This window comes from Streptomyces sp. NBC_00536 (assembly GCF_036346295.1).
Taxonomy (GTDB): domain Bacteria; phylum Actinomycetota; class Actinomycetes; order Streptomycetales; family Streptomycetaceae; genus Streptomyces.
This window is the reverse complement of the sequence record NZ_CP107819.1, coordinates 4,958,142-4,973,442: the sequence shown is the minus strand read 5'-3', so window position 1 is coordinate 4,973,442 and position 15,301 is coordinate 4,958,142. Positions and strand designations below refer to the sequence as shown.

The window sequence follows — 15,301 nt, the reverse complement described above, 5'->3', positions numbered from 1 at the left end:
CGAGGGACGGGGGGACGACCGGCAGGTAGCGTCAGGCATACAAGCCGTTCACGGTCATTTACCCGCGCCCAGCAGCCACCCATCACGGGACACACCACCACACAGGGGAAGAAACGCACCCGATGCCGGACCGCCGTCAGCCCTCCTCTCCCACCCCCCCGTCCGGACCCCAGCAGGACAACCCCTTCGCGGCACCTCCGGAGGGCCGGCCCGACCAGCCCTGGCAGCCGAGGCACGGTGCGGACGACCAGGAACACCGGAACCGGGACCGGGACGGCGGTGACGGACCCGGCGGCCCCGGGGGTGGCCCGGCCCGCTGGGACCCCTCCGACCCCATGCAGCGGCGCGCCCGGTACGCGCTGCTCGCCGGCATGTGGGGCTTCTTCCTCGGCGTCTTCGGCATCCCGTCGGTGGGCCTGCTGCTGGGTGCGCTGGCCCTGTACTGGGGCGTGAGCGCCCTCCGCTTCAAGCGCCCGACCCCGTCCGCGCCCCCCGCGCCCGCCACGTCCCCCGCACCCGAGAGCGGCCTGGCCTCCCTGGGCCCGGCGGCCCGCCCCCAGCGCGCGGCGGCGATCAGCGGCCTGGTCACGGCATCCCTGGCCGTGATCCTGGCCCTGGGCTCGTACGCCCTGCAGATCGCGTACAAGGACTTCTACATCTGCCGCGACGACGCCCTCACCCGCACCGCGGAACTCCAGTGCAACACCCAACTCCCGGACAACTTCCTGGGCGACCTGCTGAAGGTCCCGGAGTAGCAGCCGGACACTGGCCGCGGGGCGGGGCGGTGGGGGCCGGGGGCTGGAGGCCGGGGGCTGGGGCGAAGCCCCACCGTCCCGCTGGGTGCGGGCCCGGGTCGGGGCCCAGACGGCATGGGCCGGGCCTGGGGCCTGGGGCCTGGGGCGAAGCCCCGCCGCCCCGCTGGGCGCGGGCCGGGGAACAGGGGCGGAGCCCCGTCGCCCCGCCGGGCGCGGGCAGGGCCCGGGGCGCTGGGGTCCTGGGGTCCTGGGGTGAAGCCCCGCCGTTCCGCCGGGCACGGGCCCGGGCCGGGGCCCAGACGGCATGGGCCGGGCCTGGGGCCTGGGGCCTGGGGCGAAGCCCCGCCGCCCCGCTGGGCGCGGGCCGGGGAACAGGGGCGGAGCCCCGTCGGCCGCCCGGCGCGGGGCCGGGCCAAGGGCCCGGGGCGAAGCCCCGGCGGACCTGGCGTAGGGCCCGGGGCGGCTGGGGCCGCATGCCCCGCACGGGTGGTGCGCGTACGTCCGGCACGGCCGGGGTCTGGGGGCGGAGCCCCCAGTTTCGGGAAGGGGCGGGACTGGGGAACTTCGCCCCGCAGGGCCCACCCCACCCCCACCCCCACCCCCACCCCCGCTACCCCTCGCCCCCCGGCTCCCGCTTCGTCATGACCCGAGCCCCCGCCACTCCAGGCGACAGGGCCCCCGGCCCCGGACCGGAGGCGGGCACGACCGCCGCCCCCCGCAGGCCCGACACAGCACCGTCGTCGCCGAGCGACCCACCCCCCTGGCCCGACCCGGGCACCGGCGCCACCGGAACCGGATCCGTCCCGGAGGACGCGCCCGGCCCAGACCCCGAGGCCGGACCACCCCCGGAAGCCGGGCCCACGGGCAGCGGAACCACCCCGGGCACCGGGGCAGACGGCGCCGGACCCGGCCCGGAAGCCGAGGCCACCCCGGACACCGAGGCCCCAGGCAGCGGGGCCACCCAGGGCACCGGACCAGCCCCAGGCACCGGGGCCGACGGCACCAGGACCGCCCCGGGAGCCGCAGCCACCCCGGGCACCGGACCAGCCCCGGACACCAGTGCCCCAGGCACCGGGGCCGACGCCACCGGGCCCGGCCCGGGAGCCGGGACCACCACGGGAGCCGGAGCCACCGGCACCGGCGCCGGGGCCGGCGGAACCACCCCCGGCGCCCGGTCCGCCCCGCCCGCCCAGGGCGGCGGGAAGTCCGGGACGAGGGTGCCGGCGGCCTTGCGGAGGGCCGCCCAGCGGAGTTCCCGTACGCCGCTGTCGTGCCAGCCGCCCGCATCCTTCCGCGCCGCCCGCGCAGCGACCCGCACGGGCCGCTCCCGCCACCCGTGCACCCCCAACGCCACCGGTACCGCCAGCCCCAGCGTCCACCCGGCCGCCGCCGCTCCGGTCGCCCACCACACCGGCCCGAAGTCGGCCAGTTCCCGCGAGCCCATCGGCCCTCCGGCCATCGCCGCGAGCCCGCCGAGCAGCAGCCCGCACACCACCCCGCCCAGCGCCGCGGTCAGCGCGGTCTCCCCGTAGGAGACCTCCCGCGCCCGCCGCACCGCGAACCATCCGACCAGCAGCCCCGCCGCCACCGGCACCGCACCGACCGCCCAGGTCAGCGGCGAGCCGGGCCCTTCGGGCGGGAGCCCCGCGAGCAGCGGGAACCCGGGCATCGCCGGGGATCCCGCGAAGCCGAGCGGGGTCGCGGTCGCGCCGGTGCCCACGGCGAAGCCGGGGCCGAGCGCGTAGGCCGCGCCCCACACCGCCGCGTTCGGCACCAGCGCCAGCGCCACCAGCAGCACCGCGAACCGGCCCGACCACACCCCGGTCAGCGACAGGAACGACGTCTGCACCTCCGCGCCGTGCCAGGCGAGGGAGGCCGCGAGCAGCAGTGCGCCCCCGCCGACGAGAACGAGCGCCCCCGCGCTCCCGGCCCGCAGCGCCAGCGCGTACCGGGGGCGCGCGAAGCCCCTCCGTACGCCCCTCGGCACCCAGGACGGCCAGCGCACGCCGGGGCGGCCCCGGGCGGCCCAGACTCCGGCGGCGGCCGAGACCACCGCGACCAGCGGTACGTGCCAGGCCGCGCTGAGCGGATCGGCCGGCACCGGCCCGCGGGCGGCGTACACGGTCGCGCCCGCCCCGACGGCCAGATAGCCGCAGAGCACCGCGGCGAAGACGGTCCCGGCGGAGAGCACCTCGCCCCCGGCCGCTCCGTCACCGTCGTCGGTCGCGAGCCGGGCCGCCCGCCGCATGAGGAGGATGGGCAGGCCGAGCAGCAGCAGGGGGGTGATCCCCACCGGTGCGGGCACCCCCGACAGCGTGTCGTACCTGATCAGGTCGGTTCCGTGGGCGAGCAGCCACAGCCCGGCCGCCACGTGCAGCGCCCCGGCGGGCCCGCTGTCGGGGTAGGGCGAGCTGATCCACAGCACGATGACGAGGACGGCGACGCAGCCGAGCCCCAGTCCGGCGGCCACGGCTCCGCCCAGCACACACGCGGCGGCCGCCGGAGAACGGCGCCGTCCGCCGGACCGCGGCGCCGTCGGCAAGGACGTCCCGCGTTCGGTCACTTGGGTCACCCCGCCATGGTGCCAACGACACGCGCTATGGCCGGGTAACAGGCGATTGCCCGTGGTGTCGCTCAATATACGTTTATGTACTTTTTCGCCCAGGACTGCCGGGTCGCGGGGAGTGTGGCATGACACAAAGCATCGAGACGACCTCGGAGCTGGGCCTTCCCTCCCCGAAGGAGCGCCGCAGACTGCGCGAGGCGGCCGAGCTGACCCATGACGAGATCGCCACCGCCCTCGGGGTGACCCCCTCCACGGTCCGTTCCTGGGAAACCGGCCGCACAGCCCCCCGGGGCCGCAAGCGCGAGGCCTACGTCAAGCTGCTGACCGGCGCGGACGACCGTACGGACACCCCCGAGCCCGCACCCGAGCCCGAGCCCGCTTCCACACCCGAGCCCGCGCCCGCGACCGGCGCCGCGGTCGACCCGGTGCCCGATTCCGCGCCCGCCGCCACCGCGCCCGCCGCCGAGGCCGCACCGCCCGACCCGGTCACCGAGGCCGCCCCCGAGGACCGCCCGGCCCCCGCGCCCCTCGCCCCCGCCGAAGCCTTCGACGCGCTCTACGCCTACGCCGCACCCGCCCTCGTACGGCAGACGTACCTGCTCACCGGCCGCCGCGCCCTCGCCCGCACCTCCGTCGAGCGCGCCTTCCACCAGGCCTGGCGGCTCTGGCCCGAGGTCGCCACCGACCCGGACCCGGTCGGGTGGGTGCGCGCGGCGGCGTACGAGTACGCGCTCTCCCCCTGGCACCGGTTCAGCCGGGCGCACAAGCACCCCGACAAGCCCCCGGCCGAGCCCGCCGACCTCATCCTCATGGACGCGATGCTCGCGCTGCCCCCCGCCCACCGGCGCACCGTGCTGCTCTACGACGGCATCGGCCTCGACCTCCCGGACACCGCCGCCGAGACCGAGGCCAGCACGCCGACCGCCGGGAACCGGCTGGTCAACGCCCATGCCGAGCTGGCCCACCGGCTGCCCGAGCTGGTCGACACAGCGCCCGGGAAGCAGTCGGCGCTGCTGCGCGAGCGGCTCGGCTCGCTCACACCCGCCGTGTCGCTCGTACCGCGCCCGGCGGCGGACGTCCGCCGCAGCTGTGAGCACCGCAACCGCTTCTGGACCCGCGCGGTCGTCGGGCTGACGGCGGCGATCGCGGCGGCGACCGCCTACACGGCCGTGACGGCCCCGACGCGGTACGAGCCCCCGAACGCTCCCGGCGCCGCCGTCGCCGGGGTGCCCGCGCCGCACAACGGTCCGCCGCGGCTCAGCGAGGAGAGCAGGCAGCTGCACGAGAAGCTCCGCTCGGAACCGGCCGCCGGACCGCACCGGCTGCACCCGAAGGGCGAGTAGGACGGGTACCGGACGCGGAACGCGAAAACGGGCGTGGCCCGCACCCTCGATGGGTGCGGGCCACGCCCGTTCACGTACAGCTGAAGAGCCGTGCGGCTGAGATCAGGCGCCCGTGGCGTTCAGGATCTCGCGCGCCAGCTTCGCCGTCTCGGTCGGCGTCTTGCCGACCTTGACGCCGGCGGCCTCAAGGGCCTCCTTCTTGGCCTGCGCGGTGCCGGAGGAGCCGGAGACGATGGCGCCGGCGTGGCCCATGGTCTTGCCCTCGGGGGCGGTGAAGCCCGCGACGTAACCGACGACCGGCTTGGTGACGTGCTTGGCGATGTAGTCCGCCGCACGCTCCTCGGCGTCGCCGCCGATCTCACCGATCATGACGATCAGGTCGGTGTCGGGGTCGGCCTCGAACGCTTCGAGGGCGTCGATGTGCGTGGTGCCGATGACCGGGTCGCCACCGATGCCGACGGCGGACGAGAAGCCGAGGTCGCGCAGCTCGTACATCATCTGGTAGGTCAGCGTGCCGGACTTGGACACGAGACCGATGCGGCCGGGCTTGGTGATGTCGCCCGGGATGATGCCGGCGTTGGACTGGCCCGGCGTGATGAGACCGGGGCAGTTCGGGCCGATGATCCGGGTCTTGTTGCCCTTGCTGGACGCGTACGACCAGAAGGCGGCGGAGTCGTGCACCGCGATGCCCTCGGTGATGACGACGGCCAGCGGGATCTCGGCGTCGATGGCCTCGACGACGGCGGCCTTGGCGAAGGCCGGCGGGACGAAGAGGACGGAGACGTTGGCGCCCGTCTTCTCCATCGCCTCGGCGACGGAACCGAAGACCGGGATCTCGGTGCCGTCGAAGTCGACGGTGGTGCCCGCCTTGCGCGGGTTCACGCCGCCGACGATGTTGGTGCCGTCAGCCAGCATCAGCTTGGTGTGCTTCATGCCCGTGGCACCGGTCATGCCCTGGACGATGACCTTGCTGTCCTTGTTGAGGAAGATAGCCATGTGAGTCTGTGACCTCTGCCCTTACTTCGCAGCCGCGAGCTCGGCGGCCTTGTCGGCCGCGCCGTCCATGGTGTCCACGCGCTGGACCAGCGGGTGGTTGGCGTCCGAGAGGATCTTGCGACCCAGCTCGGCGTTGTTGCCGTCGAGGCGGACGACCAGCGGCTTGGTGACCGCCTCGCCCTTGCTCTCCAGCAGGGCCAGGGCCTGGACGATGCCGTTGGCGACCTCGTCACAGGCGGTGATGCCACCGAAGACGTTGACGAAGACGGACTTGACGTCCGGGTCGCCGAGGATGATCTCGAGGCCGTTCGCCATCACCTCGGCGGACGCGCCGCCGCCGATGTCGAGGAAGTTGGCCGGCTTGACGCCACCGTGGTTCTCACCGGCGTAGGCGACGACGTCGAGGGTGCTCATGACGAGACCCGCGCCGTTGCCGATGATGCCGACCTCACCGTCGAGCTTGACGTAGTTGAGGTTCTTGGCCTTGGCGGCCGCCTCGAGCGGGTTCGCGGACGCGTGGTCCACGAACGCCTCGTGGTGCGGCTGACGGAACTCGGCGTTCTCGTCGAGCGACACCTTGCCGTCGAGCGCGATGACGCGGCCGTCGGCCACCTTCGCGAGCGGGTTGACCTCGACGAGGAGGGCGTCCTCTTCGATGAAGGTCTTCCACAGGGTCACCAGGATCTCGGCGACCTGCTCGGCGACCTCGGCCGGGAACTTCGCCTGGGCGACGATCTCGCGGGCCTTCTCGATGGTCACGCCTTCGTTGGCGTTGACCGGGACCTTCGCGAGGGCGTCGGGGTTCTCCTCGGCGACGACCTCGATCTCCACACCGCCCTGCACCGAGGCCATGGCCAGGAAGGTGCGGTTGGTCCGGTCGAGGAGGTACGAGACGTAGTACTCCTCGGCGATCTCGGGGGCGGTCTCGGCGATCATCACCTTGTGGACCGTGTGGCCCTTGATGTCCATGCCGAGGATGTCCGTCGCGCGAGCGACGGCCTCGTCCGGGGTCGCGGCGAGCTTGACGCCACCGGCCTTGCCACGTCCGCCGACCTTGACCTGCGCCTTGACGACGGACTTGCCGCCCATGCGCTCGGTCGCCTCGCGGGCTGCCTCAGGCGTGTCGATCACTTCACCGGCCAGCACCGGTACACCGTGCTTGGCGAAGAGGTCCCTCGCCTGGTACTCGAACAGGTCCACGCGCGTCCGTCCCTTGTCTTCAAAGATTCGCAGTGATTCGCGGTTTTCTGCTATCTGCGTGGGCGTGCCGCGGAGGGCAACGTGACGGCGCTGTCACAGGGGAGGCGCACACGGTGACCGTGGACGCGGCATGTCCGTCTCGCAGGTTATCCCCGTGGGACGTAGGTCCCTAAATCGCAGATCACACCTGAGCGGTGATACCTGTCACAGATCGCCTCACGCTTGATCTGCAGATTCGTGCGATCTGCCCCTGTCCAGCGGCCGGGGACGTGGTCCAGTCGGCGGGTCCGGTGAGCGGCCGGACGGGCGACGGACCCTCCCTCACGACGGGACCGGGAGCGGCTTCTTCTCTATCGCGGCCGCCATCACCTCCGGGAAGAGGTCGGGGGTGCAGGCGAAGGCCGGGGCGCCCAGGGCGGCGAGGGCCGCCGCGTGCTCCCGGTCGTAGGCGGGGGCGCCCTCGTCGGAGAGCGCGAGCAGGGTGACGAACTGGACGCCCGCCGCCTTCATCGCCGCGACCCGGCGCAGCATTTCGTTGCGGATGCCGCCCTCGTAGAGGTCGCTGATCAGGACGACGACGGTGTCCGCGGGCCGGGTGATCTTCGACTGGCAGTAGGCGAGGGCCCGGTTGATGTCCGTGCCACCGCCGAGCTGGGTGCCGAACAGGACGTCCACCGGGTCGTCCAGCTGGTCGGTGAGGTCCACGACCGCGGTGTCGAAGACGACGAGGCGGGTGGCGAGGGAGCGCATGGAGGCGAGGACGGCGCCGAAGACCGAGGCGTAGACGACGGAGGCCGCCATCGAACCCGACTGGTCGATGCAGAGGATCACCTCCTTCTTCACCGACCGCTCCGACCGGCCGTAGCCGATCAGCCGTTCGGGGACGACCGTGCGGTGTTCGGGCAGGTAGTTCTTGAGGTTGGCGCGGATCGTGCGGTCCCAGTCGATGTCCCGGTGGCGGGGGCGGCTGATCCGGGCGGAGCGGTCGAGCGCGCCGCCGAGGGTGGCCCGGGTGCGGCCGGAGAGTTTCTTCTCCAGCTGCCCGACCACCTTGCGCACCACCATCCGGGCGGTCTCGCGGGTGGTGTCGGGCATCGCCTTGTTGAGGGAGAGCAGGGTGCCGACGAGGTGGACGTCCGGCTCGACGGCTTCCAGCATCTCCGGTTCCAGCAGCAGGGCGGACAGCCCGAGCCGCTCGATGGCGTCGCGCTGCATGACCTGGACGACCGATGCGGGGAAGTACGTACGGATGTCACCCAGCCAGCGGGCCACCGCCGGGGCGGACGCCCCGAGCCCGGCGGACCGCTCGCCCCCGCGGGCGGCCCCCTTGCGACCGCCGCCGTTCCCGGCGCCGCCGTAGAGCGCGCCGAGGGCCGCGTCCATCGCCGCGTCCCGGCCGGTCAGCGCGTGTCCGGTGCCGTCGGCCTCGCCCCCGCCGAGGACCAGGCGCCAGCGCCGCAGCCGCTCCCCCGCCCCGTCCTCCGCGCTCGCCGTGTCCGCCACCTCCGCCGTGTCCGTCGCGTCTGTCATGTCCGCTGTGTCCGTCGTGTTCACCGGGCCACCCCCACCAGGTCGTCGTCTTCGCTACGGGCCCCCGCCAGCAGCATCCGGACCAGCGCCACCACCGCGTCCGCCCGATCCGTGTCCAGCTCGGGCCCGAAGCCTTCCGGGGCCGTCCCGGCCGTGGCCGCGGCCCCGGCGGCGGGCCCGCGGCGCACCAGCTCGCCCAGGGTCCGCTTGACCCCCGGCTCGTACGCGCCGAACGTCCGCCGCAGCAGCGGCAGTACGTCGACGAACGCGCGCTCCGGCACTCCGGTCAGCCAGGCGTCGATCAGGCCGAGCAGCCGCTCGTCGTGGACCAGCAGGGTGCCGCCGCCGGAAGCACCGCCCGCGAAGCCCTCGATCCAGCCGGCCGCGTCGGCGGGCGCGGCCGCCGGGGACAGCGCGAGCCCCATCAGCCGGGCGGTCTCCCCGGCCGGCAGGGCGCCCTCGTCCAGCAGCAGCCGGACCGCCCGGCCGCGGATCAGCCCGGGCACCGTGTCCCGGCCCGCCAGCGCCCGCAGGACGGCCCTCCAGCGCCCGCCGAGCCCGCCGGCACCGGTGCCATCGCCTTCGCCGCCGTCGCCGTCGCTCCCGCCGTCGCCGTCGCGGCCGAGCAGCCCGATCGCGCCGTGGACCGCGTCCACATGGCCGCGCATTTCGGCCGCCGCGTCGGCGTCGAGCCCGGTGGCGCAGGCGGCCGGCAGCGCGACGCATATCCGCTCGGCGAGCCCGGCCGCGACCGTGCCCAGCGCGGCCGTGTCGGTGCCGCGCACATCGCCGTAGCGCAGCGAGCGGGCGAGGGCGGGCAGGGCCCGGGCGAGCCGGGCCACATCGGTGTCCAGGGCGGCCCGGTCGGCCAGCGCCTGGAGGACGGCGGGCAATGCCCGCGACAGCCCGGCCAGCAGGCACTGCTCGGCCAGCGCGGTGACCTCGCCCAGCTCCCCGGCGGCGGCCGCCTCGGCCTCCGCCTTGGCGGTGGCCGCGGCGAGCACGGTGGTGCCCCAGACCCCGGCCTCGGCGACCCGCACCGACAGCTCCGGTTCCCAGCGCAGGCGCCAGCTCTCGCGGAAGGTGCCGGTGCTGCTCCGGGCGGCGGTCGGCGTGCCCCAGCCGATGCCCAGCAGCCGCAGCCGGTGCAGCAGCAGGCTCTTGGCGCCGTCGGTGTCCTTGCGCAGGTCCAGCTCCAGGTCCCGCTCCTGGGCCTCCGCCTTGAGGCGCAGGGAGCGCTGCTGCCGGGTCAGGTCCCGCTGGAGGGGTACGACGGGCGCCGCGTCCGGGACTTCGCCGAGGACGTCGCCCACGACCAGGCGGTCCTCGATCAGCGCGAGGGGGATGTCGGAGCCCTCGCACATCACCGCCCGGGCCGCTTCGAGGGTTTCACCGAGGCCGGGCAGCGGGCGGCCGCGCATCGCGGCCAGGGTCTCCGCGAGCCGGACGGCCTCGATCACATGGGCCGAGGAGACCTGCCGGTCCTCTTCCCGGAGCAGCCCGGCGATCTTGGTCAGCCAGCGCTCCACGGGCCGGTCGCGGGCCGCGAAGAGGTGCGCGTACCAGCCGGGGGAGGTGATGCCCGCGCCGTATCCGCCGGCCCGGGCCAGCCTGCGGTGGGTCCAGGGCACCCAGGTGGTCTCCACCTTGACCTTGGGCAGTCCGGTGAGCAGCGCCTTGTCGGCGGCGGCCGTGGTCTTCGCGCCCAGCGCCGGGACGTGCCAGGCCCCGCACACCACCGCGTAGTCGTCGCCGAACTCGCGGCGGGCGGCCCGCATCCGCTGGCGCATGTGGGCCTCGCGGACCGGGTCGCGGGGGTGGCCGCCGTCGCCATACGCCTCGCGCAGGGCGGCCATCGCCTCGCCGAGCGCCTCGAACGCGGCCAGTGGCGCGGCCCGGCCGCCGCTCCCCCGGTGCTCGACGACGTCCTCCCACCAGCGCTCCGGGTCCTCGTACCCGGCGGTCCCGGCGAGGACGGCGAGGGGGTCGAGCCGGACCCCGGCGGCCGGGCCGGTCTCCCCATCCCCGTCGCCGTCGCCCCCTTCCCCTTCCTCCGCCTCCGGGTCGGCGGCGGGGGCGAGGGAGTGGGCGGCCGGGAGGTCGATGAAGCGGACCGGGACCTGTCTGCTCTGCGCCCAGCGGAGGGCGACCCACTCCGGGGAGAAGGCGGCCAGCGGCCAGAACGCGGCCCGGCCCGGATCGTCGGCGGCGTGGGCCAGCAGGGCCACCGGCGGCCGCATCCCGGGGTCGGCGGCCAGCGGCAGCAGCGCGTCCCCTTCCGGCGGGCCCTCGATCAGCACGGCCCGCGGCCGGGCCTCGTCCAGCGCGGCCCGCACGGCCCGGGCCGAGCCGGGCCCGTGGTGCCGTACGCCCAGCAGCAGCGGTCCCCCGGCGCGCGGGCTCATACCGTCACCTCCCGGCAGGCGCGGTAGAAGTCCTTCCAGCCGTCGCGCTCGCGGACCACGGCCTCCAGGTACTCCTGCCAGACCAGCGTGTCGGCGGCCGGGTCGCGGACGACCGCGCCGAGGATGCCCGCGGCCACGTCCGAGGCGCGCAGCACGCCGTCGCCGAAGTGGGCGGCGAGGGCCAGCCCGTTGGTGACGACGGAGATCGCCTCGGCGGTGGACAGGGTGCCGCTCGGCGACTTCACCTTCGTACGCCCGTCGTCGGTGATGCCGCCGCGCAGCTCGCGGAAGACGGTGACGACGCGGCGGATCTCGTCCAGGCCCTCGGGCGCGGGCGGCAGGTCCAGCGCGCGGCCCATCTGGTCGACCCGGCGGGCCACGATGTCGACCTCGGCGTCGGCGGTCGCGGGCAGCGGCAGGACGACGGTGTTGAAGCGGCGGCGCAGCGCGCTGGAGAGTTCGTTGACCCCGCGGTCGCGGTCGTTGGCGGTGGCTATGAGGTTGAAGCCGCGGACCGCCTGCGCCTCCTGGCCCAGCTCGGGTATGGGCAGGGTCTTCTCGGACAGCACGGTGATCAGGGTGTCCTGGACGTCCGCGGGGATCCGGGTCAGCTCCTCGACCCGGGCGGTCAGGCCCTCGGTCATGGCCCGCATGACGGGGCTGGGGACGAGGGCCTCGCGGCTGGGGCCGTGGGCGAGCAGCCGGGCGTAGTTCCAGCCGTAGCGCATGGCTTCTTCCGGGGTGCCCGCGGTGCCCTGGACGAGCAGGGTGGAGTCCCCGCTGACCGCGGCGGCGAGGTGCTCGGACACCCAGGTCTTGGCAGTGCCGGGGACGCCGAGGAGCAGCAGGGCGCGGTCGGTGGCGAGGGTGGTGACGGCGACTTCGACGATGCGGCGCGGGCCGACGTACTTGGGCGTGATGACGGTGCCGTCGGGGAGTTCGCCGCCGAGCAGGTAGGTGGCGACGGCCCAGGGCGAGAGCTTCCAGCGGACCGGGCGGGTCCGGTCGTCGGCCGCCGCCAGGGCTTTCAGTTCATGGGCGAAGGCGTCTTCGGCGTGCGGGCGCAGCACCTCGGCACCGGCGCTCTTCTCGGGCATGGTCATGGTCCCCCTCCAATGCTCGGCAGCCGCTTCCGACTGCTGAGACCACGGTGCACCACCCCACTGACAACGCCCCTTGTTCGCAGCGTTGTTGCAGGTCAGAGCGATTGTCAGTGGGGGTCCCTACGGTGGAGCACATGACTGAGCAGGGGGTCCGCTGGACAGCGGAACAGGTACTGGCTCTGGCTCCTGACGTGGCGTCACGCAAGGCGGGAGGCAAGCTGGGCGGGGCAGGGCCGTGGTCGCAGACCGGAGGTTCCGCTTCCGGTGCGGTCTGGGGGTGGTGCAAGGGCAGCGGCAGTACGCCGTACCGGACGGTCGTGGACCTGACGGGCCCGGCGTACACGTGCTCCTGCCCGAGCCGGAAGTTCCCGTGCAAGCACGCGCTGGGTCTGCTGCTGCTCTGGGCGGCGGAAGGCTTCGGCGAGCCCGCCGAGGCCCCGGAATGGGCCGCGGACTGGCTCACCAAGCGGGCCGGACAGGCCCGGCGGAGCGCGGCCCCGGGGGCGGCCAAGGCGGCGGCCGACCCGGAAGCGGCCCGGCGGCGCGGTGAGCGCCGGGCGGCCCGGATCAGCGCCGGCGTGAGCGAGCTTGAGCAGCGGCTGGCCGATCTGCTGCGCGGCGGACTGGCCGGTCAGGAGCACGCCGGATATTCCCTGTGGGAGGAGACGGCGGCCCGTATGGTCGATGCACAGGCACCCGGACTGGCCTCCCGCGTAAGGGAGTTGGGCACGATACCGGCCTCCGGCCCGGGCTGGCCCGGCCGGATGCTGGAGGAGTGCGCGCTCCTCCATCTGCTGGACCGGGCCTGGCTCGGGGTGGGGGAACTACCCGGGCCGCTGGCCGCCACGGTCCGGGCCAGGGTCGGCATGACGGGCACCGCGGAGGGGGACGCGGTGCGTGACCGATGGCTGGTCCTGGCCCAGTACGACACCGTCTCGCCGGACGGCCGGCTCACCACGCGCCGGATCTGGCTGCGCGGGGCGGTGAGCGGACGGGCCGCGCTGGTCCTGGACTTCGGTCCGCCGGGGCGGCCACCGGGGCTCGCGCTGCCGGTGGGCCTGGCCCTGGACGCGGAGGCCCGGTTCCGGCCCGGATCGGCGGGGCTGCGGGCGGATCTCGGGGAGCGGTTCGCCGCACCCGCGCCCTGGCCCGGGGTCCCGGCCGGGATCTCGACGGGGGCCGCGCTCGACGCCTATGGAACGGCGCTGCGCGCGGACCCGTGGCTGGACGCCTGGCCGGTGGTACTCGGCCCGGTGGTCCCGATACCCGGGGAACGGGGCTGGCAGCTGGCGGACGCGGAGGGGACGTCCGCCCTGCCGGTGACGGTGGCCGCCGGGCGGTCACGGTCGGGGCTGTGGCAGCTGGCCGCCCTGTCCGGGGGCGGTCCGGTGACGGTGTTCGGCGAATGCGGACACCGCGGCTTCACCCCACTGACGGCCTGGGCGGAGGGCTCATCCGAGCCCGTCGCCCTGGGCTGAACGACGACGCGGCACGGAACACCGGCCGCGCGGCAGGACCGGCGGCGCGGGGGCGCCGCCGCGCACGAACGAGCAAGCCGGGGGGCTTCTGTGAACGACAACCACGCCAGCTAAAGGGACGGACGTAGTACCCACGGACTGCTCGGGTCCCGCGGAGGGGGCGGGACCCGAGCGCACCGCACGGCACGGAAGTGAAGACGAGGGAGGGGCGGTCGCATGAACGGGGACAACGGGAACAACGGGGACAAGCACGAGCCGGTGAACGGCGTCGACGCCGGCGGCGTCGCGGACTGGGAGGAGTTGGTCGGGGTCGCGCTGCTGGGGACCGAGCGGCGGCGGGGTGACGGGGCGGCCGGGTCGCCGGAGGCACTGCTGGACGCGGCGGCCGTCACGGCCGTCCGTCGCCGGGCCGGGCTGCGCCCGGCGGCGGCGGGCCCGCGGCCGGATCCCGCCGCGCCGGATCCGCGGCCCGCGCCGCCGGACGCCGCGCGGCGGCGGCTCGCGCAGCTGCTGGCGGGCCGCACCGGCGGGGGCGGGCGGCGCGGGGCCGCGCCGGATCTGACGGAGCTGCTGCCCCAGTGGCTGGCGGCCGCCGTACGGCACGGGTACCGGGCGCCCGCCGCCCTGGTGCCCGCACTACTGGACGCGGCCCGGGCCCGTACGGATCTGCGGCCGCAGGCGCTGGCGCTCGCCGGGGGGCGGGGGCGGTGGCTGGCGCGGCTGAATCCGGAATGGCGGTTCGCGCTGCGCGGCGGGGCCGGGGGCGGCGAACTGCCCGCTCCCGACGACCGGGCCGGGGTGGAACGGCTGTGGCAGGAAGGGCTGTTCGCTGAGCGGGTGGCACTGCTGGGAGCGGTACGGGCGCACGAGGCGGCGGCCGCGCCGCTGCTGCTGTCGACCACCTGGGCCACCGAGCGGGCCGAGGACCGGCTGATGTTCCTCGATTCGCTGCGCTCCGGTCTGTCGCAGGACGACGAGCCCTTCCTCGAACGGGCCCTGGGCGACCGCAGCCGCAATGTCCGGGCGACGGCGGCCGAACTGCTCTCCGCCCTGCCGGGTTCCGCGCTGGCGGGCCGGATGGCGGAGCGGGCGCTGGCCTGCGTGGGCCCGGACGGCGTGGTCCCGCCGGGGGAATGCGATGCGGGGATGCAGCGGGACGGTGTGGTCGAACGGCCACCGGCCGGGCGCGGTGAGCGGGCCTGGTGGCTGGGCCAGCTGGTGGAGGCGGCTCCGCTGTCCTGCTGGCGGGAGCGGTTCGGCGGTCTGGACCCGGCCGGGATCCTGGCCCTGCCGGTGGCCGAGGGCTGGGCCGAGGAACTGCACGCGGCCTGGTGCCGGGCGGCGGTCCGCCAGCGCGACCCGCTCTGGTCGAAGGCCCTGCTCGGCTCGGCGTCCGCGCCGCCCGCCGCGGGCCCGGCCACGGCCTCGCTCGCCGAGCGGGCGAAGCTCCTGGAGACGCTGTCCGAGGAGGAACGGGCCCGCTGGGTCGCGGAGTTCGTCCGGGCCCACGGGCTGTCGGAGGCGTTCCAGCTGCTCGGGGTGTGCGTGGTGCCGTGGGCCGAGGAGCTGGGCTCCGCGGTGGTGGACGCGCTGGATTCGGCCCGGAACGCGGGGAGTTACCCCTGGAGTTTCAGCGGGGTGATGGGTCTGGCGGAGCGCTGCCTGGATCCTGCGGCGGCCGACCGGCTGGAGTCCTTGCTGGCGGTGGCCCTGGCCGAGGAGATATCCGGCGAGGCCGGGCGGGACCAGGCGGCCGCGGAGGTCACACCGGGGGCCGAGGCGTACTGGGCCGAAGCCTTCCAGCGGCTGGTCTCCACCCTGCGGCTGCGCGCGGCGATGCTGGCGGAACTGGCCGGATCAGGGGAACCGGCTGAACCGGCCCCCGCCCCGGCGGCCTGACCCGCGGCGGTGCGGCGGCGACGCAC

The 15,301-nt window shown here is 75.3% G+C and carries 10 protein-coding genes; 4 read left to right on the top strand and 6 right to left on the bottom strand.

Annotation, left to right across the window (positions count from 1 at the left end; all coding sequences use genetic code 11):
• Window positions 1–122 precede the first annotated feature (122 nt).
• Window positions 123–755, top strand: a complete 633-nt coding sequence (locus tag OHS33_RS22035; protein ID WP_330332115.1) for a hypothetical protein — start codon at window positions 123–125, stop codon at window positions 753–755.
• Between the two features lie 610 nt (window positions 756–1,365).
• Here the strand turns inward: OHS33_RS22035 and OHS33_RS22030 are convergent.
• A complete protein-coding gene (locus OHS33_RS22030) occupies window positions 1,366–3,327 on the bottom strand; it encodes a cell division protein PerM (protein ID WP_330332114.1) in 1,962 nt (653 codons plus the stop codon).
• A 119-nt stretch (window positions 3,328–3,446) separates the two neighbouring features.
• Between OHS33_RS22030 and OHS33_RS22025 the strand changes: the two genes are divergently transcribed.
• A complete protein-coding gene (locus tag OHS33_RS22025) occupies window positions 3,447–4,664 on the top strand; it encodes a helix-turn-helix domain-containing protein (RefSeq protein WP_330332113.1) in 1,218 nt (405 codons plus the stop codon).
• Between the two features lie 102 nt (window positions 4,665–4,766).
• On the opposite strand, the gene sucD is transcribed toward OHS33_RS22025, so the two are convergent.
• The 5 genes from sucD to OHS33_RS22000 form a co-directional block, all read right to left on the bottom strand.
• On the bottom strand, window positions 4,767–5,660 hold the full coding sequence (gene sucD, locus OHS33_RS22020) for a succinate--CoA ligase subunit alpha (RefSeq protein WP_330332112.1): 894 nt from the start codon (window positions 5,658–5,660) through the stop codon (window positions 4,767–4,769).
• A gap of 21 nt (window positions 5,661–5,681) precedes the next feature.
• Window positions 5,682–6,860, bottom strand: coding sequence for an ADP-forming succinate--CoA ligase subunit beta (gene sucC, locus OHS33_RS22015; RefSeq protein ID WP_330332111.1), 1,179 nt, complete (start codon window positions 6,858–6,860; stop codon window positions 5,682–5,684).
• Window positions 6,861–7,181: 321 nt separating this feature from the next.
• The gene (locus tag OHS33_RS22010; RefSeq protein WP_330332110.1) at window positions 7,182–8,390 is read right to left on the bottom strand and encodes a VWA domain-containing protein; all 1,209 of its coding nucleotides are present in this window, start codon (window positions 8,388–8,390) and stop codon (window positions 7,182–7,184) included.
• A gap of 20 nt (window positions 8,391–8,410) precedes the next feature.
• On the bottom strand, window positions 8,411–10,795 hold the full coding sequence (locus OHS33_RS22005) for a DUF5682 family protein (RefSeq protein ID WP_330332109.1): 2,385 nt from the start codon (window positions 10,793–10,795) through the stop codon (window positions 8,411–8,413).
• A complete protein-coding gene (locus OHS33_RS22000) occupies window positions 10,792–11,898 on the bottom strand; it encodes an ATP-binding protein (RefSeq protein ID WP_330332108.1) in 1,107 nt (368 codons plus the stop codon). Before OHS33_RS22000 ends, OHS33_RS22005 begins: the two co-directional genes overlap by 4 nt.
• A gap of 134 nt (window positions 11,899–12,032) precedes the next feature.
• On the opposite strand from OHS33_RS22000, the gene OHS33_RS21995 reads away from it, so the two are divergent.
• Window positions 12,033–13,376, top strand: coding sequence for an SWIM zinc finger family protein (locus OHS33_RS21995; protein ID WP_330332107.1), 1,344 nt, complete (start codon window positions 12,033–12,035; stop codon window positions 13,374–13,376).
• A 216-nt stretch (window positions 13,377–13,592) separates the two neighbouring features.
• Complete coding sequence (locus OHS33_RS21990) at window positions 13,593–15,275, top strand: DUF5691 domain-containing protein (RefSeq protein ID WP_330332106.1); 1,683 nt, start codon at window positions 13,593–13,595, stop codon at window positions 15,273–15,275.
• The last annotated feature ends 26 nt before the right edge of the window (window positions 15,276–15,301 follow it).